The sequence below is a fragment of the Rhodanobacter sp. Col0626 genome, assembly GCF_049994385.1.
Classification (GTDB): Bacteria; Pseudomonadota; Gammaproteobacteria; order Xanthomonadales; family Rhodanobacteraceae; genus Rhodanobacter.
Genome location: NZ_CP188260.1, coordinates 721764 through 741556, shown reverse-complemented (window position 1 = coordinate 741556; position 19793 = coordinate 721764). Strand labels below are relative to the sequence as shown.

Sequence of the window (19793 nt, the reverse complement as noted above, 5' to 3'; positions counted from 1 at the left end):
CAGATGGCAACCTGCCTATTGCGCCGGCCGTGGCTTCAGCCCATCGCGGAAGCGCAGGTGCCGGGCCGAATGGCGCGCCTCGCGCAGGCGTCGTCCGTGCGCCGCCAGGATGTCGCCGCGGGTGATGATGCCGATCAGCTTGTGCGGATCATCCTTGCTCACCACCACCAGCCGGCCCACGCTCTCGGCGACCATGTGATCGGCCGCTTCGCGCAGCGAATGGTTTTCGTTGACCGCGATCGGCGGCCGCGTCAGCAGGTCGCCCAGGGTCAGGGTGTAGTGCCATTGCGGATCCAGCAGAGTGCGACGGGTCAGCACACCGCGTACACGACCGTGCTCGTCCACCACGGGATAACCCTGGTGCTGCGTTTCCGGCAATTCTTCGGTGAGCCAGCGGCGTACTTCGGCCAGCGCCTGCGTGCTGTTCAAGGTGATCACGTCACGCACACAGGCTTCGCCCACGCCAACCTGGTCGAGATAGTCGGCCACGTATTCGGACGGCACGCGCACGCCGCGGCGCACGATCTTCTCGGTCATGATGGTGTTGCGCATCATCAGCGCCGAAATCAGATAGGCCGCGGTGCAACCACCCAGCAACGGCAGCAGACCGGCTGGCTGGCCGGTGGTTTCGAAGGCGAATACCACCGCGGTGAGCAACGCACGCGAGGCGCCGGCGAAGATCGCCGCCATCCCGACCAAGGCCGCGATGCGCGGATCCACCCCGAACTGCGGCGCGACCGTGGCGATGCCGATGCCGACGAGCGCACCCAGCGCACCGCCGATGGTGAACAACGGCGCCAGCGTGCCGCCAGAGGTGCCGCTACCGAGCGCGATCGACCACGACAGGAACTTCATCACGCACAGGAATGCCAGCGCGGCGAGGGTCAACTTGCCGTTGAGGATGTTCTCGATGTTGGTGTAACCCACGCCGAGCGTCAGCGGTGCGAAGTAACCGACCACGCCGACCACTACGCCGCCGATCGCCGGCCACCACATCCAATGGATCGGCAGCTTCTCGAACCAGTCCTCGATGCCGTAGACGAGCCGCGTGGTCCATACGCTGACCACGCCGATCAACGCACCGATCATCACGTACAGGAACAACGCCATGCCGCCGGGCGAGGCCAGCACCGGCATCTGGAATACCGGCGTGGAGCCCTGCAGCATGTAGCGCACGCCGGTGGCGGCGACGCAGGCCAGCGCCACCGGAATCAGCGAGCGCGGCCGCAATTCGAACAACAGCAGTTCCACCGCCAGCACCACCGCCGCGATCGGCGCCGAGAAAACCGCTGCCATACCGGCCGCCGCACCTGCCGCCAGCAGCACCTTGCGCTCGCTGCCGGTGACCTTGAGCACCTGGCCGATGAACGATCCCAGCGCGCCGCCGGTGGCGATGATCGGGCCCTCGGCACCAAACGGGCCGCCGGTGCCGATCGCGATCGCCGAGGAAATCGGCTTCAGGAAGGTGATCCGCGGCGGGATCTTCGACTCGTTCAGGAGCACCTGCTCCATCGCCTCGGGAATGCCGTGGCCGCGGATCGCGCGCGAGCCCCAACGAGCCATCACGCCCACGATGAGGCCACCGGCGACCGGGATCAGCACCACCCACCAGCCAAGATGTGGCACGGCGTCCGCCGGCGAGGAAAACGCGGTCGACCAGCGACCATAGAACGCCAGGTTCGTCACCACGCCGATCAACGCGGTCAACAACCTGGCGATCAACGCGGCCAGTACACCCAGCACAATCGACACTGCGGTGATCCGCAGTACCCGTCGATCCACCAGCGTCGACCGGCGCGGCATGCGTGCCGAATCCAGGCTCAGACCCATCGTCGGTGCCAGCGGCAACGCGTCGGTACTGCCCTCGGTTCGCACGGCCGGGCGGCCCGGATCGTTTTCGCTCGCAGTCATGAATCCACCCTCGGGGCCAAAGGCGGAAATTTTACTCTTGTGCAGTGCAGAACCGAAGGCCAAGTGTGCGGCGTCGTTGCATGCATATTCTGGTTACACGCGGACCCTGGCAAACGCGCAGCCGGTCCACCAAAAACGAAAAAGCCCGCCGAAAGGCGGGCTTTTTGGGATCGCATCATCCCGCATCGCGGGATATCGGGATCGGGATGTGGCAGCCCCGGATGGATTCGAACCACCGATGCCTGAGTCAGAGTCAGGTGCCTTACCGCTTGGCTACGGGGCTATGAAGCTTGGATTAGCGCTTGGAGAACTGGGTAGCGCGACGTGCCTTGTGCAGGCCGACCTTCTTGCGCTCGACCTCACGGGCATCGCGGGTCACGAAACCAGCCTTGCGCAGCGGCGACTTCAACGTCTCGTCGTACTCGATCAGCGCGCGGGCGATGCCCAGGCGGATCGCGCCGGCCTGACCGGTGATGCCGCCACCGGCGACCGTCACCTTGATGTCGAACTTGCCGGTGCTCTCGGTCAGCTCAAGCGGCTGGCGCACGATCATGCACGAGGTCTCGCGACCGAAAAACGCCTCGAGCGTCTTGCCGTTGACTTCGATCGCGCCATTGCCTTTGCGCAGGAACACGCGAGCGGCGGAGGTCTTGCGGCGGCCGGTGCCGTAATTCTGCTGGATAGCCATCATGATTCCTTAGAGTTCCAGCGCCTGCGGCTGCTGTGCGGTATGCGGATGCTCGGCACCACCGTAGACCTTGAGCTTGCGATACATCTCGCGGCCCAGCGGATTCTTCGGCAGCATGCCCTTGACGGCGATTTCGATCACGCGCTCCGGGTAGGTCGCCAGCAGGTCCTTCAGACTGGTGGTCTTCAGGTTGCCGATGTAACCGGTGAAGCGGTGGTACTTCTTGTCGTTCAGCTTGGCACCGGTGACATGCACCTTCTGCGCGTTGATCACCACGATATAATCGCCGGTGTCGCAATGCGGGGTGTATTCCGGCTTGTGCTTGCCGCGCAGACGACGGGCGATTTCAGTCGACAGGCGACCGAGCGTCTTGTTCGTGGCATCGACCACGAACCAGTCGCGCTTGACGTTGTCTGCATTGGCGCTAAACGTTTTCATTTCAGAATACCTGTCTGCCGCCGTGAGGCGGTACGCATAATCGGTGGATCAAAGGCGCGAGATGATAGCGGAGCTGTCATCCCTGGCGCAAGCCCACCGACCGGCGGGCTGTGAGCTGGCAATGATAGCATGACGACCATGCCGCTTGAAAAGTCCCCCATGCGCGCGCCGGCAGGCCGCATTGCCGAGCTGGCCGACCAATGCGTGCAATGCGGGCTGTGCCTGCCAGTCTGCCCCACCTACGCGCTGGACCGGAACGAGGCGGAATCCCCGCGCGGGCGCATCGCCATCGCCTCTGCGCTGGCACGCGGCCTGGCCGACCCCACCGCGGAACTGCGCGACCATCTGGATCACTGCCTGGGCTGCCTGAATTGCGAGAAGGTCTGCCCGGCCCACGTACAGTACTCACAATTGCTGGTCGAGACCCGCGCCATGCTCGGTCCGTCGGCGCGACGACCCCGGTTGTTGCTGGCGCTGCTCAGCCGCCCGGCGTGGCTGCGCACGCTGCGACGGCTGGGCGACCGGGTGGCGCTGCCACGCTGGAAAGACTGGCTGGCACGACGATTGCCCGCTCTTTCGCCATGGCGTGCCGCCCTGCGCAGCCTGCCGGCCACGACGCCGACCGCGCACTTCCAAAGCTCCCGGCCAGGCGGCAACCGGCCGCGCCTGGCACTGTTTCCCGGTTGCGTGGCCAGCGTCGACGATGCCGAGGCACAGCAGGCCGCGATCACCTTGCTGCAGGCAGTCGGCTTCCAGGTCAGCGTGCTGCCTGCGTTCTGCTGTGGTGCCATGGACCTGCACGGCGGCGCGACAGCGCCGGCGGAACAGGCCGCCGAGAACGTGCGTCGGGCCTGGACGGCCAGCGGTGCGACGGAACTGCTTTCGGTGACCCCCGGTTGTCTCGGCACCCTGCGTCGCGCCCTGCCCGGCGTGGATGTGCTCGATCCGGTGCAGTTGCTGGCCACCTACGCCGAATCGTTGTGCTTCCGTCCGCTGGCGCAGCGGGTGGCACTGCACCTGCCCTGCACGCAGATCAACGTGGCGCGTACCGATGCGGACGTGTTGCAGTTGTTGCGTCGGGTGCCCATGCTCGAGGTGACGCCATTGCCGCGACCGCCGCACTGCTGCGGGGCGGCGGGCAGCCACCTGCTGGAATTTCCCGCACGCGCTGCGCAACTGCGCGACGCCACGCTGCAACACGTCGCCGCACTGGAACCGCGGGAGCTGTTGTCGTCCAATATCGGATGCCGATTGCATCTGGCTGCCGGCAGCGACCGGCACGGACGAACCTGGCCGACACGGCACCCGTTGACCCTGCTCGCCGAACAACTGATACCTGCCCACTGAAACAGGAAAGCTAAATGAACGTGCGCACGCTGAGCCCATTCGATCGCCTGCTGGCCCGTTGCGAACGCGCGCTGGAAGCGATCGCGGGCTCGCCGCAGGCATCCCGCCTCTCACCCGCCGCCAACATCGCCGAGGCCGAGATGGATGACGCCGAACGCCGCCACGCCGCCGGCCTGATGCGCATCAACCACACCGGCGAGGTGTGCGCGCAGGCGCTCTATTTCGGCCAGGCTGCGCTGGCGCGCGACGTCGACAACCGCCAGCACCTGTTGCAGGCAGCCGCCGAGGAAACCGATCACCTGGCCTGGTGCGCCCAGCGCCTGCAGCAACTGGACAGCCGCCCCAGCCTGCTCAATCCGCTGTGGTACGCCGGCAGCTACGCCATCGGCGCGGCCGCTGCGCTGGCCGGCGACCCGGTCAGCCTGGGTTTCGTGGTCGAGACGGAGCGTCAGGTGGAAGCACACCTGGCCGAACATCTGGAAAAACTGCCCACGCAGGACGAACGCTCACGCGCCGTGTTGAACACGATGCAGGCCGACGAGATCCGCCACGCCGAAGCCGCCCGGCAACGCGGCGGCATCGAACTGTCGTTTCCGCTGCCGCAACTGATGCACATCAGTTCGATGGTGATGAAGACCGTGGCCTACCGTCTGTAGGAGCGACTTCAGTCGCGATGCTCTTGTTTGTCAGCCTCAAAAAGAAGGGGCATCGCGACTGAAGTCGCTCCTACAGGGTGGCGGTCCACAAGGAATGGCCCCATAAAAAAAACCCGCCTTTCGGCGGGTTTTTCGTCACATCAGGTTGCGGCCGTGGAACAGCTCCTCGATCTCGCGGCTGACCAGCGATTCGATGCGCTGGCGCTCCTTGAACGAGAGGTCGTCGGCGTGCGACTCGAACAGATAGGTATCGAGGTCGAAGTCCTTGATGTGCATCTTCGTGTGGAACATGTTTTCCTGATACACGTTCACGTCGAACATCTCGTACTTCTGGCGGATGTGCTTGGCCAGGTAGTCCTGCACCGAGTTGATCTTGTGGTCGATGAAGTGCTTCTTGCCACGCACGTCGCGAGTGAAGCCGCGCACGCGGTAGTCGCACACCACAATGTCCGACTCGAAGCTGTCGATCAGGTAATTCAACGCCTTCAGCGGCGAGATCACGCCGCAGGTGGCCACGTCGATGTCGGCGCGGAAGGTGGCGATGCCGTTGTGCGGATGCGTTTCCGGGTAGGTGTGGACGGTGATGTGGCTCTTGTCCATGTGCGCCACCACCGCACCGGAAATGGTGTCGCGGCCGAGCTTCTCGACCACCGGCTCCTCGGAGATCAGCATGGTCACCGAGGCGCCCTGCGGATCGTAGTCCTGGCGCGCGATGTTGAGGATGTTCGCGCCGATGATCTCGGCCACGTCCGTCAGGATCTGGGTCAGCCGGTCGGCGTCGTACTGCTCATCGATGTATTCGATGTAGCGCCGACGCTGATCCTCGGACACGGCATAGCAGATGTCGTAGATGTTGAAGCTCAACGCCTTGGTGAGGTTGTTGAAACCCTGCAGACGCAGACGGGGAAGTGGCTTGACCACAGGCGGCTCTCCATGACCGGGTTTCGGCCAGCAGTAGAGGCGGGTTAGCGACAAGGGTCCCCGCGGAATGGTGTGGAGCGCAGGCATATAGCCTGCACGACCCTTGTGAAAGGGATGCGATAACCTCATCGCATCCGCAAGACCGCGAAGTATGCGGCAAAAAGAAGAGAAATTGAACCTGCGGCAAGGCGCTTATGTTTGCCATAATGCCGGGCTTACAAGGGGGTTGCGTAATGGCATGCCGCGTTCGCGGCGATCGCCACCGCAACCCACCATCTGTCGGGGGTCATCGTGGCGCAACTCAAGTACCAGCTTCAACAGGCTTTCGAACGCTCGCAAGCTCCGCTCGGCTTCGCACCTGACCCAGCCGCCATGGAGCGCTTCCTGGGGCTGTGTCATCGCCGCCGCTATCCGGGCAAGACCGCGATCATTCGTCCCGGCGATCCGGCCAACACGTTGTATTACGTGATCGATGGCTCGCTCGCGGTGTGCACCGAGGACGAGCAGGGGCGCGAGTTGATCCTCGCCTACATCAGCCGCGGCCAGTTCATCGGCGAAATGGGCCTGTTCGTGGAACAGGCCCAACGCGAATCGATGGTGCGTACGCGTACCCCGTGTGAAATGGCCGAAATCAGCTACGAGCGCCTGTTCCAGCTGATGGAAGGCCCGCTGCGCGAGGAATGCCCGAAGATCCTGTTTGCGATCGGCGCCCAGCTCACCAACCGGTTGCTGCGCACCTCGCGCCAGGTCAGCCGGATGGCCTTCATGGACGTCACCAGCCGCATCTCGCGCACCCTGCTCGATCTGTGTCAGGAACCGGACTCGATGACCCATCCGGAAGGCACGCAGATCCGCATCTCGCGCCAGGAAGTGAGCCGCATCGTCGGCTGTTCGCGTGAAATGGTCGGTCGCGTGCTCAAGCAGCTGGAAGAACAGCGCATGATCGACGTCTCCGGCAAGACGATAGTGGTGCGCGGCACCCGCTAGGCATCCTGGGTGCGCTTGCGCGGCCTTGCCGCCGGCGCGCCCTTCGTCGCATGGATCATGTAGACATCCGCGCGCGCGTAATGCGAGCCCGCGCGGATCGTCGGCTGCAGCACGAAGCCGGCGCGCTCGTACATGTGCAGCGCCGGCTTGAGCTTGCTGCTCGATTCCAGGAACAGCATCGTCCCTTCGCGTCGATGGAATTCGGCGATTGCCGCGTCCAGCAGCTGCCTGCCGGCACCCAGCCCGCGGAACGATTCGTCCACACCCATCTTGGACAACTCGTACACACCGGGGGCCTCGTGCAGCAAGGCACAGGTGCCGATGACCAGCTCACCCAGCAAGGCGAAGAAGATCGCCCCGCCCGGCTCGAGCACCTGTTCTTCGGGATGGCGAAGCACCTTTTCGTCGATCGCCTCGATCACGAAATGCTTTTTGAGCCACACCGCATTGAGGGTGTGGAAATGCTCGCGCAGCTCCGGCCGGAACGGCACGATGCGGATCTTCGACGCCGCCAGCGCCGCATGGCGGTCAAGGATGCTCGTGACGATCGGCCGCGCCTCCAGTGCGCGTTCGCACGCTTCGATGGCATCGAGCAGGCGTGCGCTCTCCGGCCCCAGTGAGTCCTGCACGCCCTGGCGAATCGCCGCCCAGGTCGTGCCCAGGTGTGCCAGCGACTCGGCGCCCTTGCCGGTCAGCACCAACAGGCTGCGCCGTCCATCGGTCGAATCCTTGCGGCGCCTGGCCAGGCCCGCTTCAACCAGCTTGTCGGCCAGCTGGCTCACCGCGGAATGGGTCTGACCGATGGCAGCCGCCACTTCGGTCATCGTGGCCGGCCCCTGCTCCCACAGGAATCGCATCACCGGAAACCAGCGCGATTCGATTCCCGCGCCGGTGCGGCGATACACCTCGTCGGCAGCCGCGTAGAACTGGTCGCTAAGCGCTTTCAGGCGACTACCAAGCGCCAGTTCGGTCAAAGAAGAGAGATACATGCGGACCCGTCGGATCGAAAATTATGTAAGTGCTAACATAATAATTTTCCGGCCGCCCTGCAAGGGCAGGACACGTTCAAAACCATTCGGCGCGGGTCACCGCCCGACCCAGCGCCTTTTCGACCTTCTTGCATAGCGCCGGCGTGCCGTTGACGACTACCACCTCGGTGGCGGGCCGCAACATCGGCACGTCGTGCACGGAGTCCGAATACGCGGTGCGCCAGGCCTTGAGCCCGTGCTGCGCCAGCAATTCGACCTTGCGCCGACCGACGTTGTGTCGCAGCACACGCATGCCGGACCAGCCGGCGCGCAACTGCGACGCAAGCACCTCGATACCGGTCAGACCCAGTTCGCGCAGGATGCCGCTGACCAGGGCGTGCTCGCAGCCCGTCACCACCAGCACACGATCACCGGCCACCTGATGCCGGCGCAGGGCCTGGAGTCCATCGCGGCAGAACAGGCGTGAGCGACGCGCAAGCTGCGCCGCAAATTCCGCGGCGACCTGCTGGTAGCGCTTTTCGCCCAGGCCGAGCAGTGCGACATGCACCAGCGTGCGCACCGGCAACCGGCGCGAAAACGGCAGCTGCAGCAGAAGGAGCGGCGTGCACAGCAAGGCCAGCAGCACACGCCAGGGCGAGCGCCGATAGCGCCCGCGCATGAACAGGTAGAACGCATCGCCGTGGATCAGCACGCCGTCGAAATCAAACAGCACCACGGGGGGCTCGAGAGCTTCGCCACCCGCAGCCATCGGCTCGGCGTCCCCCTCCAGCATGACCGTCACGGCGTGAGGAACAATCGACGCAGCTCGCTGCCGGGATCTTCGGCACGCATGAATGCCTCGCCGACCAGGAACGCCTGAATGCCGCCTTCACGCAGGCGCACCACGTCTTCCGGCGTGTGGATGCCGGACTCGGCCACCAGCACGCGGTCGTATTCGATCAGTTCCTGCAGCGCCAGCGAGGTTTCCAGCGAAGTCTCGAAGCTGCGCAGGTTGCGGTTGTTGACGCCGATCAGCGGCACCGGCAATGCCAGCGCGCGCTCCAGTTCTTCCTCGTCATGCACTTCGCACAGCACGTCCAGATCGAGCTCGGCAGCCTGCAGCGACAACTGCAGCAACACATCGTCGTCCAGCGCCGCGACGATCAGCAGGATGCAGTCGGCACCGATCGCCCGCGCCTCGTGCACCTGGTACGGATCGATGATGAAGTCCTTGCGCAGCACCGGCAGCGAACACGCCGCGCGCGCCTGCTGCAGGAAGGCTTCGCTGCCCTGGAAAAAATCGCTGTCGGTCAATACCGACAGGCAGGCGGCACCGGCAGCTTCGTAACTCTTGGCGATCACGGCAGGATCGAAGTCCTTGCGTATCACGCCCTTGCTGGGACTGGCCTTCTTTATCTCGGCGATCACCGCCGGCAGGCCGGCCTCGATCTTCGCTTCGATGGCAGCGGCAAACCCGCGGGTGCCCGGCAATTCCGCGATGCGCGCAATCAACTCGGCTTCCGGCAGCCGGGCCTGGCGTTCGGCAATCTCTTCCGCCTTGCGGGCAAGAATGCGATTGAGGATGTCAGTCATGGCATCTCGCTCATTGGGGTATGGCGCATCCTAGTGCGCGATGGGGACGCGTGTGTTACTTACGGTTGGCCCGCGAGGCGCCGACTGGCGGCCACGAAGGCCTGCATTTTCGCATGGGCGGCGCCGCTGGCAATCGTGGTGCGGGCCAGTTCGATACCGTCGCCGATCGAGCCCGTGACGTCCGCGGCATATAACGCCGCACCGGCGTTCAGGCAGACGATCTCGTGCGGTACGCCTGCGCGCCCCTGCAGTGCTTCCAGCATCATCGCCTTCGACTCGTCGGCGTTTTCCACCCGGAGATTTCGGCTGGAGGCCATCGCCAGGCCAAAATCCTCCGGCTCCACCTCATACTCGCGCACCACGCCATCGCGCAGTTCGCCGACCAGGGTGGCCGCGCCCAGCGAGATCTCGTCCATGCCATCACGGCCCCACACCACCAGCGCGTGTCGTGCGCCGAGCTGCTGCAGCACGCGTACCTGGATGCCGACCAGGTCGGGATGGAACACGCCCATCAGGATGTTCGGCGCGCCGGCCGGATTGGTCAGCGGCCCCAGGATGTTGAACAGCGTGCGCACGCCCATTTCCTTGCGCACCGGCGCCACCACCTTCATCGCCGGATGATGGTTCGGCGCGAACATGAAGCCGATACCGGTCTCGGCCATGCATGCAGCCACTTGCGCCGGACTCAGGTCGATCGCCGCGCCAAGCGCCTCCAGCACATCCGCGCTGCCCGATTTCGACGACACGCTGCGCCCGCCATGCTTGGCTACGCGCGCGCCAGCGGCCGCCGCCACGAACATCGAGGCGGTGGAGATGTTGAAGCTCGAGGCGCCGTCGCCACCGGTGCCGACGATGTCGATGAGATGCTCATTGCCGGCAGCAGGGGCGCTACCGTCGGATCCTGCGCCGGCGAGCGGCACTTTCGTCGACAGCTCGCGCATCACCCGCGCCGCACCGGTGATCTCACCCACGGTTTCCTTTTTCACGCGCAGGCCGGTCATGATCGCCGCGGTCATCAGGGGACTCACCTCGCCACGCATGATCTGGCGCATCAGCGCGATCATCTCGTCGTGGAAAATCTCCCGGTGCTCGATCGTTCGCTGCAACGCCTCCTGCGGCGTGATGGTGCTCTCGCGCGCGACACCGTTCATGCCGCCGCCCTGAGCGGTTGTCCCAGGAAATTGCGCAGCAGGTCATGGCCGTGCTGGGTCAGGATCGATTCGGGATGAAATTGCACGCCTTCGACCGCCAGCGTCTTGTGGCGCAGGCCCATGATTTCGTCGATCGAGCCGTCTGCGTTTTCCGTCCATGCGGTGACTTCCAGACAATCGGGCAGGGACGACTGCTCCACCACCAGCGAGTGGTAACGCGTCGCCTCGAACGGATCCGGCAGGCCGGCAAACACGCCCTGCCCGCGATGGCGTACCGGCGAGGTCTTGCCATGCATGATCTGTTTGGCGCGGATCACCTTGCCGCCGAATACCTGGCCGATCGCCTGATGACCAAGGCACACGCCGAACACCGGGATCTCGCCCGCCAGCTCACGCAGCACATCCAGTGACACGCCCGAATCATCCGGCGTACCCGGCCCCGGCGAAATCATGATGTGCGAGGGCCGCAAGGCGCGGATGCCGGCAATGTCCAACGCATCGTTGCGCACCACCTGGACTGCCTGCCCCAACTCGCCGAGGTACTGCACGAGGTTGAAGGTGAAACTGTCGTAGTTGTCGATCATCAGGAGCATGGCGGGCCTTGCGAAATGACGCCGGCGCATGCGCCGCGGGTTCCGCATTATAGCCTTCCACTTGCTCGTGAGCCCGATGGTCCAACCACATGCCATTTGCCGCGGCGACAGCACTCACTCCGCCAGCACACCTGCGTCTCGCAGGCGCTGGCGCAGGTGGTCCAGCTTGTCACCATAAAGGGCACTGCGCGCCGTGTCGCTGCGCAGCGGTTGCCGCACTTGCGCGGCACTGGGCGAGCTGAGCACCGCGCGCGAGGTCTTGTGGAATTCGAGGCACGCGGTGTCGAACGGCAAGCCGCAGAAATCCAGCAGGCGACGAGTCACGGCTTCCGGCTCGGCCACCAGCGCCTCGTAGGGCAGATCGAATACGCGGTCCGGGTACTTTTCCAGCCAGAAACGTGTCAGGCGAAGAAAATCGATGCAGTAATCGGCCATCTCGTCGAGGTCGCAGGTGAAGCCGACCTTCTCGGTAAAGCATTGTCGATAGCACGCCAGGCAGGTCTCCAGCGGATCGCGCCGCACGATCACCACGCGCGCCGCGGGCATCATCGCCAGCGCCGCGCCGACGAGATACCAGGTCACCAGACTCTTGTCGGTGAAGCGTGGCTTGGTCTTGCGCCAGCTGGCGGTCTTCGCGAGATATTCGCTGCCCAGGCGCTGCCAGTCCTGCGGCGTGGCGTCCGACGCCCACAACGGAAATGCGGAGTGGCGGCGATGCGTTTCCGCATCGATCACCTGCGACATGTCCTTGATCTCGTTCGCGCCCTCGACCTGTGGATGCGAGGCCAGGATCTGTTCGACCAGGGTCGATCCGGAACGCGGGATGCTGACGATGAAGATGACTTCACGGCCCAGTTCGGGGTCCAGTGGCAGCGGCAGGTCATTCGCGAAGATGCGCTCGATCGCCTCCACACGCCGGTGCTCTCCAGCAGCGTCCCACCTCACCCGCCTGCGCCGCGATGCGTTGGCGAGCCGGAACACCTCGAAGGCCTGCGCATGGTCACGCTGGTCTTCCAACGCTTTTGCCAGGGTGAAACCGAGCAGTTCGCGATCGCGGTCCGGCATGTTTTCGCGCGCCAGCGACTTGCGCAACGACGCCTCGTCGGTCGCGCCGAAGCGCACCGTGTTGAGGTTGGACAACCCGAACCATCCCTCGGCATTGCCGGGATCGACCTTCAGCATGCTGCGGAATCCGGACACCGCTTCGTCGATCCGGCCAAGGCTTGCCTGCGCGCGGGCCAGCGAAAGCATCGCCGGGATGTAGTTGGGAACCAGATCGAGCGCGCGCCGCAAAGCGACGATCGACTCTTCCGTCAGCACCTGTCGCCACAGCGCCTCACCGAGATTGAACCAGGCCGAGCCGGAGTCCGGCGCCAGTTCGCAGGCCCGTCGCAATTGTTTGAGGGCTTCGTCGATGTCTCCGCGTTCGTGCAGCGCGATGCCGAACCCGACGCGCAAGTCCGAATCCTCCGGCCACACCGCCAACACCCGTTGAAAGCAATCGACAGCCCTGGCGTGATCGCCACGGCGCTGGGCGGCTGTACCCAGCATGCGGATGGCATCCGCATCATTCGGCGCCAGCGCCAGTACCTGCAGGATCAGTCGCTCGGCGAGATCGAACTGTCGCTGCGCCCAAGCCTGGCGTGCGCGCGCCAGCGTGTCGGCGACTTGCGACGAAGGTGGCTGTCGAACGGGACCCTGCATCGATGGAAACTCTTTGTGGGGTTTCAACGCCGCAGGCTACACAAGTCGTGCAGCCACCGCAAAAAAACAGACGCCGGGCACGAGCCCGGCGTCGAAGGTTCGCCGCGTGATGCTAGAAATCGTAGGCGACGGAGAAACGCGCGTAGCGTGGGCTCCGGGTGTTCTCAAGCCTGCCGTAGTCGGGATTGGGACTGGCGGTGGTCCCGAACGAGTCGTTGTAGAAAATCCCCGTCTGCTCGTTGAACAGATTGAAGACGGCGAGATTGAAGTCCAGCTTGTGCTGCGCCCAGCCCGGCTTGTAGTCCACGTTCACGCCGACGTCGTGCACCCAGGGCGTGAAGCCCACCGAACCTGGCGGCACCGGCTTGCCGCCGCACCAGAAGTAGGTGTGCGAACCATGCAGGGCTTCCTCGGTCGGTCCGTATCCACCACGACATAGTTTCGGCGTGCCCGAGGTGATGTAGAGGTTGGCACCGAGCGTCAAATCCGGCGTGAGTGCATACGCGCCGAATATCTTGAACTGATGCCTGCGGCTGTTCGGCAGGATGCCGCTGGAAAAATCCATTCGCTCCGGAAAGTCCCACGCGGTGGTGATCGACTCGTACGAACCGCCCTGTTGCGCGTAGGTGCTGACCGGGCCCTCGTCATTGCCCCAACTGCGCGCGAACACGTAGTCGAATTTGCCGAACCACTTGCCGTCCCAGGCGTGCTCCAGCGACAGGTCCAGCGAGTAGTACTTGCGCTCCGGCCCTTTGGCGAAGCCTTGGTCCGCCTTGGTGAATTTCACCGGCACCAGTGAACCGTCCGGCGCCTTCATCAGGATGTCGTTGGTCACGCCCGGATTGATCAGGATCAGGCTCTGCGCATACTGATCGCAATCGGCCGGCGTCATCCATGCGTAGCCCTGCGCCACGCCCGCGGCACACTCGTTCTGGATGGCGTCGTAGTCGTCGATGATGCGGTTCATGCGCTGGTAGGTGCCGGTGGCACCGAACACCCAGGACGTGCCCAGCATGTTGAACTGTTGCTGCATGCCCAGCACGTAGTTGTCGGAGAACTCGGCCTTGATGTTCTGCGCGGCGGAAATGCGCGGATCCTTTACCTGGCCGTATTCGCTGTCGATCGATACCCCGGTCGACGGATTCTGCGGCAACGGGGTGAACCCGATCGGCACACCGTTCGCATCGATGCCGGTATAGGTGCCGTACTGGCCGGCATTGATCACCGGCGCGGCGATCGACAGCGCCACGTTGTCCGGCAATGCCAGGTAATAGCGGCCGGCATTGCCGAACACCTTCAGCGTGGAATCGCCATGCACGTCCCAGCTGAAACCCAGGCGCGGCGCCCATTGCGGCTTGGTCTCGCGGATGTACGGTACGCCGGAGGCGTCGTAGTTGGTGAACTGGTCATCACGCAGGCCGATGTTCAGCAACAGGTTCGGGGTGACCTGCCAGTTGTCCTGGATGTATTGGGCATGCTGCGTCACACGCACTGAAGCGACGCTGAGGTCGACGTGCTTCTGCACGTAGTAGCAGTGCGTTTTCGTATCGCTGCCGACGCTGCACTGGTTCGACGGGGCAACATACGGTGGAACGTTGGGATCGGTGCCGAAAACCGCCTGGCCTGGCGCGCTCTGGCCGTAAATCCACTCGTAGCCTGGTCCCGGGTTCTGCGAACCATCGCTCAGGTCGTGGGAGGTGATGTTGTCGATACCGATGGAGACATCGTGATCGCCCAGCTTCCAGTCGAGGCTCAGTCGATAATTGCTGATCGATTCGCGGTGCGCCGGATCGGAGATTTCCGAGCTGGTCTGCGAGTTGCGGATACCGCCCGGCGGCACAAACGCCGGATCCTGCTGCGACGCACTGGAAACATGCGGCAGGCTCGGATCAAAACCCGGATCAGACGGCTGCATCTGTCCGTATTTACCGTGCATCTTGCCGAACATCGCGCTGAGCGTGAGGTTGTCGGTCAGATAGGAGTTGTAGTTGACCGTCCACATATTGAAGACGTTCTTGTAGGTCGGCTGCTGCGCTGGAAGGCCGCTGCGTTGCGACGTGCCGTAATCGAACGCGTAGGCATTCGACCAGGTCTTGTACGCGTTCCTCAGCCCGGTCACCGTCACGGAATTGCTGTCGTTGATGTTCCAGTTCAACTTGCCATAGAGCTTCGGCGAGTGCGTGGTCGTCACGCTGGTGGTAGCGCCTTCGCCAAACTCGTCGGTGGACCTGGAGTCAGTATCGTCCTGCTCGGCAGCCATGAAGAAAAACAGCTTGTCCTTGATGATCGGGAAGCTCATGTAAGCGTCGTAGATCTTCTCGGTGCCCTTGTCGTTGTTGCGGTAGAAGGCGATGTCGCCCGGCCGGTTGCCCGGATCGGTCGAGAGTGGATTGACGTAGTGATAGTTGACCGGCGAGGCCTGCAGGCTCGCCGGCTGCCACAGCACCCGCGCACCGAAATGCACCTCGTTGTCGCCGCTCTTGCCGATCTGGTTGATCACGCCGCCGATGGAGCGGCCGTACTGGGCGCCGTAGCCACTGGTGAAAGTCTGCTGCTGCTCGATGGCACCGTATGGCAGCGTCACGCCGCCCATGCTGTTGAGCGCCTCGGTGACGTTCATGCCATCGACGTAGTAAGCATTCTCAGCCGCCGAGGCGCCACCGAACACATTGACCGGCGTACCCAGCGGGCCGGTGCCCAATTGCGGCGAGCCCATGCCCACGCCCGGCGCCAGCAGGGCGATATCCTCGGCGGTCCGCGCCAAGGGCAGTTGCTGCAACTGCTTGGCCGTGATCGTGGTGACCTGGTTGGTCGTGGTTACATCGATTGGCGGAACAGAGTTGGCCGAGACGTTGATCGCCGAGAGGGTCTCCGCGTTGGTGGCGCTGGCACCGGAGGCGAAATTGATCGCCACCGCGCCCGCCGCCACCGGACTCACCCCGGTGCGACTCTGTACGGCCTTGCCGCTCTGCAGCAGCGACACCGTATATGTCCCCACGGGAAGGGTGATCGAGTATCTGCCGGAAGCGTCCACCGGAATGACACGGTTGAAACCCGAACCGCCGGTGATCTGGATGGTTTCATCGGCAGCAACCGGAGCCGTGCCGTAGATCGTGCCATTGGTCGCCTGCGCCCACGCGCTGCCGGCAAAACCCATCGTGATGGAGCTGATGGCCAGTGCCAGCGCCTTGCGCTGGAAGACGTCGTTGCGACGCGCCGCGCGCGGTAGTTTGCCCTTCATCGTCATGCACCCCATTCAGTCAGTGGTCTTGCCTGTTAACGAACCAACCCTGTAGATGTCGTTGCAGTCGACTTCGGTAGTGAATGCCCGGATTGGCAGCGGGTGCTATCGCAAGCGATGCAGACCAGGGCGATTTCGCGGCAGCACGGGTGGGAGTCGTGCCGCAGAATCCTGCACTCGGCGGCAACGTGCTTCGAGCAAGCACGGACACTCTTGAATCCACGCTTACGCAGACTGCTACCGGCCGAATATAGTCACGCGTCGGCATCGGCCACCAATGAAAACAACGGCGCATGGCATAACCCAAGGTTATGGGTGATTTGCGCCGCGAATGAGAGACAAAAATGTGCCGATCCGACGATTCCCGCGCAGACCAAGGCGCCTGGAACGAGTCCGGATCGATGTCTTCACGCCGAGCGCCAGACAGGGAAGTCATCACGTCCTTCCGCCTTCCCTCGGCGCCAGCATCGCCGGCGACAGGCCCGCGTCCAGCAGCGGCGCGGGCAGCGGTCGGCCCAACGCGAGATGCGCGCAAAACTCGCCCATCGCGGCGCTGGTCTGGATACCGTAGCCGCCCTGGGCAGCGACCCAGAAGAAGCCGGGCGCATCGGCGGCAAAACCACCGACCAGATCGCCATCGGCGACGAAGGAGCGCAGGCCGGCCCAGGTACGGCGCGGTCGGCGGATCGTCATGGTGGTGGCTTCCTCGATACGATGGATGCCCAGCGCGATGTCGTACTCCTCCGGCTGCACATCGTGCGGTTCCACCGGATCGGCATTCGCACAGGAGCCGAGCAACAGGCCCGCATCGGGTTTGAAGTAGAAGCTTTCGTCGAAGCTGGTGACGAACGGCCAGTGCGCCGTGGCGAGATTCTCCGGTGGATCGAACACGAATGCGGAACGGCGTTTCGGCGTGATTCCCAGCGGCGCCACGCCGGCCAGTGTGGCTACCCGGTCGACCCAGGCGCCGGCCGCGTTGAGCAGCAGCGGCGCACGGAACACCTGCTCGCCATCATCCACCTGCCAGCCGCCTGCGCTGCGTGTGATCGCGCGAATGTCGACGTCCAGCCGCAGCTGTCCGCCGCGCGCACGCAGGCCACGCAGGAAACCCTGGTGCAACTCGTTGACGTCGATATCCGCCGCGCCGGGCTCGTGCAGGCCGATCCGCGCAAACTCGGGCAGCAGTACCGGCACCGCTGCCTGCACACGGGCGCCGTCGTGCAGTTCGATGTCGCGGGTGAACGGCACGATCGCCTCATACATGGCACGCACGTCGTCCACCTGCGCTGCGCTGCCGATGATGGTGGTACCGCGCGGCGTGAGAATCGGCTGCGCCGCGAAACCCGGCGGCGGCTGCGCCAGAAACGGTCGCGCGGCGCGGGTCAGCGCGCGCACCTGCGGTGAACCGTAGGTTTCACTGAACAGCGCTGCGGAACGGCCGGTCGAATGCATGCCGGCGTAAGCTTCGCGCTCCAGTACCAGCACACGCGCATGCGGTGCCATGAAGTACGCCACCGAGGCACCGGCCATGCCGGCGCCGATCACGATCGCGTCAAAGTCGAAAGTATTCGCGCTCATGCGGCATCACCTCGCGATTGCCGGGTCACCACGCTGGCAGCGGTAATGTCGGCAGTGACGTTGCCGAGGGTGGCGAACGCATCGGGGAAGGTATCCACTGCCAGCATCAATCCCAGTGGACTCAGCGGCAGGCCCATCGCCTGTGCCACCGGCAGGTTGGTGGCGATGAAAGTAACCTGGCCCGGCAGTCCGACCGAACCCAGGCTGATCACCACCGCCAGCATCGCGCCGGCGATCAGCTGCGCGGTGGACAGGTCGATGCCATAAGCCCACGCGATGAACACCGCGGAGGTGACGTACTGCACCGGGCTGGTCAGCCGGAACAGGGTCACCGCCATCGGCAGCACCAGTGCGGTGACCTGCTGCGGATAGCCGAGCCGGCGATCCGCGCTTTCCAGCATCGCCGGCAGTGAAGCCAGCGACGACTGCGTGCTGAGCGCCACCACCTGTGCCGGCACCAGCGCGGCGGCGAAGCGGCGCAGGCGCTCGCCGCCGAAAACCACCGCCACCGGCAACATCATCACGGTAACCGAGAGGTACAGCAGGCACTCGACCAATACATACACGCCCAGCGCACTGAGCATGCCCAACCCCGACCGCGCGCATACCGACAGGATCAATGCGAACACGCCCAGCGGCGCCGCCCACAGCACCCAGCGCACGATCACGATCATCGCATCGGCGATCGCCTGGAAGAATTCCATCAGCAAGGCGCGCCGCTCCGGCGCCAGCTGGGTCAGCGCGAAACCGAGGAACAGCGCAAACACCACCAGCGGCAGCATCGCGCTCTGGGCCGCGGCCATGATCGCGTTGTTCGGTACCATCGCGGTCAGTGCGTCGGCCCAGCTGATGGGCCCCGCCTGCGCGGCCGCGGGAATCGCGGCATGGTCGAGCGCAACGATCAGCGCCGGATTGTGCGGAAACAGCGAAAACACCATCGGCGCCGCCAGCGCGGCGAACAGCGCACCGCCGGTCAGCACCACGATGAACACCACGATGGCACGACGCGCGATGCGCCCCGACGCCGCCGCGTCGGTGGCCGTGTTCACGCCCACCACCACCAGCGCCAGCACCAGCGGCACCACGGTCATCTGCAATGCGTTCAACCAGAGCTTGCCCACCGGCTGCGCCACATTCGCCACCTGCAGCGCCAGCGCGGGATTCCAGCCCGCCAGCAGCAGCCCGATCACCGCACCGGCAGCCAGTCCCACAAGTACACGGGCCGTCGCACTCATCGTGCGCCACCGGGGGCGGCGATCGCCGGCAACTGCCAGGTCGTGCGCAGCCGCTCGTATTCGTGTTGCGGCAACAGGATGAAGACCGGCTGGTCCTCGGGCCGCAACCAGGCCAGCAATGACTGCATCACCGCCGGCGTCATCGCCGTGCAGCCCGCCGTGGCGTCGGTCGGCGATTTCCACAGATGGCCGAAAATGCAGCTGCCCGCCTGCGGTTTCGCCTGCGGGTTCTGTTCGATCACGAAACCCATGCGGTAACGCTGATCGCCGTTGGCGTGCAGGTCGCGCCGCATCGGTTCGGTGGAGCCCTTCACCGCGGCGGCACCGACCACGTTCGCATCGACGATCCGGTTGTAGTGTTTCGCACCGCTGACGTCGACGCAGTATTGGGTGGCGTTGAGCGCGAGGTATGGCATCGCGGTGTAGATCTTTTCCGCGTAGCCGAAGGTGTCGCCGATGCGGAACACGCCGGCCGGACTGCGGTTGTCGCCCTCGTGTTTTACCGGGCCGCCGGATTGCGGCGCGTTCAATCCAAGACCCCAGCCGGCGCCGTTCTTGCCGATGGTGACCGGCACGCTCACGCCGGTGGCAACCCAGCCGTGCTCACCGCGCGTGTACGTTCGCAGGGTGCCGTGGTCGATATTCCAGTCGGTCGTCGTCACCAGCACCAGCTGGCGGGAAGCATGCCAGGGCGTCTTGGTCGTACCGGCATGTACGGCACCGGCGAGCGTGATGGCAAGCGTCAATACGGCAAAGGTTGGGCGGCGAACAGTCATCGGTTT

General features: G+C 64.6%; 17 protein-coding genes and 1 tRNA gene. 3 read left to right on the top strand and 15 right to left on the bottom strand.

Going from position 1 to position 19793, the window contains the following annotated elements:
• Positions 1 to 15: 15 nt before the first annotated feature.
• The 4 genes from ACPPVV_RS03020 to rplM form a co-directional block, all read right to left on the bottom strand.
• Positions 16 to 1911, bottom strand: a complete 1896-nt coding sequence (locus tag ACPPVV_RS03020) for a chloride channel protein (protein ID WP_426702004.1) — start codon at positions 1909 to 1911, stop codon at positions 16 to 18.
• A gap of 209 nt (positions 1912 to 2120) precedes the next feature.
• A tRNA-Gln gene (locus ACPPVV_RS03015) sits at positions 2121 to 2194 on the bottom strand.
• A 12-nt stretch (positions 2195 to 2206) separates the two neighbouring features.
• Positions 2207 to 2599, bottom strand: a complete 393-nt coding sequence (gene rpsI, locus ACPPVV_RS03010) for a 30S ribosomal protein S9 (RefSeq protein ID WP_426702003.1) — start codon at positions 2597 to 2599, stop codon at positions 2207 to 2209.
• A 9-nt stretch (positions 2600 to 2608) separates the two neighbouring features.
• Positions 2609 to 3037, bottom strand: coding sequence for a 50S ribosomal protein L13 (gene rplM / locus ACPPVV_RS03005; RefSeq protein WP_426702002.1), 429 nt, complete (start codon positions 3035 to 3037; stop codon positions 2609 to 2611).
• A 138-nt stretch (positions 3038 to 3175) separates the two neighbouring features.
• Between rplM and ACPPVV_RS03000 the strand changes: the two genes are divergently transcribed.
• Positions 3176 to 4384 carry a (Fe-S)-binding protein gene (locus ACPPVV_RS03000; RefSeq protein WP_426702001.1) on the top strand — a complete coding sequence of 403 codons (1209 nt, stop codon included), beginning with the start codon at positions 3176 to 3178 and terminating at the stop codon, positions 4382 to 4384.
• A 14-nt stretch (positions 4385 to 4398) separates the two neighbouring features.
• Complete coding sequence (gene coq7 / locus ACPPVV_RS02995; RefSeq protein ID WP_426702000.1) at positions 4399 to 5040, top strand: 2-polyprenyl-3-methyl-6-methoxy-1,4-benzoquinone monooxygenase; 642 nt, start codon at positions 4399 to 4401, stop codon at positions 5038 to 5040.
• A 135-nt stretch (positions 5041 to 5175) separates the two neighbouring features.
• Here coq7 and speD read toward each other — a convergent pair whose 3' ends face one another.
• Complete coding sequence (gene speD / locus ACPPVV_RS02990; RefSeq protein ID WP_426701999.1) at positions 5176 to 5961, bottom strand: adenosylmethionine decarboxylase; 786 nt, start codon at positions 5959 to 5961, stop codon at positions 5176 to 5178.
• 291 nt (positions 5962 to 6252) lie between these two features.
• Between speD and crp the strand changes: the two genes are divergently transcribed.
• Positions 6253 to 6948 carry a cAMP-activated global transcriptional regulator CRP gene (gene crp, locus ACPPVV_RS02985; protein ID WP_426701998.1) on the top strand — a complete coding sequence of 232 codons (696 nt, stop codon included), beginning with the start codon at positions 6253 to 6255 and terminating at the stop codon, positions 6946 to 6948.
• Here crp and ACPPVV_RS02980 read toward each other — a convergent pair.
• The 10 genes from ACPPVV_RS02980 to ACPPVV_RS02935 all read right to left on the bottom strand — a co-directional run bounded on the left by ACPPVV_RS02980 (position 6945) and on the right by ACPPVV_RS02935 (position 19787).
• The gene (locus ACPPVV_RS02980; RefSeq protein ID WP_426701997.1) at positions 6945 to 7937 is read right to left on the bottom strand and encodes a bifunctional helix-turn-helix transcriptional regulator/GNAT family N-acetyltransferase; all 993 of its coding nucleotides are present in this window, start codon (positions 7935 to 7937) and stop codon (positions 6945 to 6947) included. The two genes, crp and ACPPVV_RS02980, sit on opposite strands and share 4 nt — an antisense overlap.
• Positions 7938 to 8013: 76 nt before the next feature.
• Positions 8014 to 8685, bottom strand: coding sequence for a haloacid dehalogenase-like hydrolase (locus ACPPVV_RS02975; RefSeq protein ID WP_426703149.1), 672 nt, complete (start codon positions 8683 to 8685; stop codon positions 8014 to 8016).
• 29 nt (positions 8686 to 8714) lie between these two features.
• On the bottom strand, positions 8715 to 9509 hold the full coding sequence (gene trpC / locus ACPPVV_RS02970) for an indole-3-glycerol phosphate synthase TrpC (RefSeq protein ID WP_426701996.1): 795 nt from the start codon (positions 9507 to 9509) through the stop codon (positions 8715 to 8717).
• 59 nt (positions 9510 to 9568) lie between these two features.
• Complete coding sequence (trpD, locus tag ACPPVV_RS02965) at positions 9569 to 10660, bottom strand: anthranilate phosphoribosyltransferase (protein ID WP_426701995.1); 1092 nt, start codon at positions 10658 to 10660, stop codon at positions 9569 to 9571.
• Positions 10657 to 11253 (bottom strand): anthranilate synthase component II, encoded by a 597-nt coding sequence (locus ACPPVV_RS02960; protein ID WP_426701994.1) that lies wholly within the window; start codon positions 11251 to 11253, stop codon positions 10657 to 10659. Before ACPPVV_RS02960 ends, trpD begins: the two co-directional genes overlap by 4 nt.
• A gap of 114 nt (positions 11254 to 11367) precedes the next feature.
• The gene (locus tag ACPPVV_RS02955) at positions 11368 to 12957 is read right to left on the bottom strand and encodes a tetratricopeptide repeat-containing sulfotransferase family protein (RefSeq protein ID WP_426701993.1); all 1590 of its coding nucleotides are present in this window, start codon (positions 12955 to 12957) and stop codon (positions 11368 to 11370) included.
• A 112-nt stretch (positions 12958 to 13069) separates the two neighbouring features.
• Positions 13070 to 16198 carry a TonB-dependent receptor gene (locus tag ACPPVV_RS02950; protein ID WP_426701992.1) on the bottom strand — a complete coding sequence of 1043 codons (3129 nt, stop codon included), beginning with the start codon at positions 16196 to 16198 and terminating at the stop codon, positions 13070 to 13072.
• Positions 16199 to 16633: 435 nt separating this feature from the next.
• Complete coding sequence (locus ACPPVV_RS02945) at positions 16634 to 17776, bottom strand: NAD(P)/FAD-dependent oxidoreductase (protein WP_426701991.1); 1143 nt, start codon at positions 17774 to 17776, stop codon at positions 16634 to 16636.
• Positions 17773 to 19011 carry a dicarboxylate/amino acid:cation symporter gene (locus ACPPVV_RS02940; protein ID WP_426701990.1) on the bottom strand — a complete coding sequence of 413 codons (1239 nt, stop codon included), beginning with the start codon at positions 19009 to 19011 and terminating at the stop codon, positions 17773 to 17775. Before ACPPVV_RS02940 ends, ACPPVV_RS02945 begins: the two co-directional genes overlap by 4 nt.
• Complete coding sequence (locus ACPPVV_RS02935) at positions 19008 to 19787, bottom strand: L,D-transpeptidase family protein (protein WP_426701989.1); 780 nt, start codon at positions 19785 to 19787, stop codon at positions 19008 to 19010. The genes ACPPVV_RS02940 and ACPPVV_RS02935 overlap by 4 nt, the downstream gene beginning before the upstream one ends.
• Between the last annotated feature and the right edge of the window lie 6 nt (positions 19788 to 19793).

Excerpts from the sequence above, each read along its gene's own strand:
- ACPPVV_RS03020 (WP_426702004.1), bottom strand. The coding sequence starts at position 1,911 with ATGACTGCGAGCGAAAACGATCCGGGCCGCCCGGCCGTGCGAACCGAG.
- rpsI (WP_426702003.1), bottom strand. The coding sequence starts at position 2,599 with ATGGCTATCCAGCAGAATTACGGCACCGGCCGCCGCAAGACCTCCGCC.
- rplM (WP_426702002.1), bottom strand. The coding sequence starts at position 3,037 with ATGAAAACGTTTAGCGCCAATGCAGACAACGTCAAGCGCGACTGGTTC.
- ACPPVV_RS03000 (WP_426702001.1), top strand. The coding sequence starts at position 3,176 with ATGCCGCTTGAAAAGTCCCCCATGCGCGCGCCGGCAGGCCGCATTGCC.
- coq7 (WP_426702000.1), top strand. The coding sequence starts at position 4,399 with ATGAACGTGCGCACGCTGAGCCCATTCGATCGCCTGCTGGCCCGTTGC.
- ACPPVV_RS02980 (WP_426701997.1), bottom strand. The coding sequence starts at position 7,937 with ATGTATCTCTCTTCTTTGACCGAACTGGCGCTTGGTAGTCGCCTGAAA.
- ACPPVV_RS02975 (WP_426703149.1), bottom strand. The coding sequence starts at position 8,685 with ATGGCTGCGGGTGGCGAAGCTCTCGAGCCCCCCGTGGTGCTGTTTGAT.
- trpC (WP_426701996.1), bottom strand. The coding sequence starts at position 9,509 with ATGACTGACATCCTCAATCGCATTCTTGCCCGCAAGGCGGAAGAGATT.
- trpD (WP_426701995.1), bottom strand. The coding sequence starts at position 10,660 with ATGAACGGTGTCGCGCGCGAGAGCACCATCACGCCGCAGGAGGCGTTG.
- ACPPVV_RS02960 (WP_426701994.1), bottom strand. The coding sequence starts at position 11,253 with ATGCTCCTGATGATCGACAACTACGACAGTTTCACCTTCAACCTCGTG.
- ACPPVV_RS02955 (WP_426701993.1), bottom strand. The coding sequence starts at position 12,957 with ATGCAGGGTCCCGTTCGACAGCCACCTTCGTCGCAAGTCGCCGACACG.
- ACPPVV_RS02950 (WP_426701992.1), bottom strand. The coding sequence starts at position 16,198 with ATGAAGGGCAAACTACCGCGCGCGGCGCGTCGCAACGACGTCTTCCAG.
- ACPPVV_RS02945 (WP_426701991.1), bottom strand. The coding sequence starts at position 17,776 with ATGAGCGCGAATACTTTCGACTTTGACGCGATCGTGATCGGCGCCGGC.
- ACPPVV_RS02940 (WP_426701990.1), bottom strand. The coding sequence starts at position 19,011 with ATGAGTGCGACGGCCCGTGTACTTGTGGGACTGGCTGCCGGTGCGGTG.
- ACPPVV_RS02935 (WP_426701989.1), bottom strand. The coding sequence starts at position 19,787 with ATGACTGTTCGCCGCCCAACCTTTGCCGTATTGACGCTTGCCATCACG.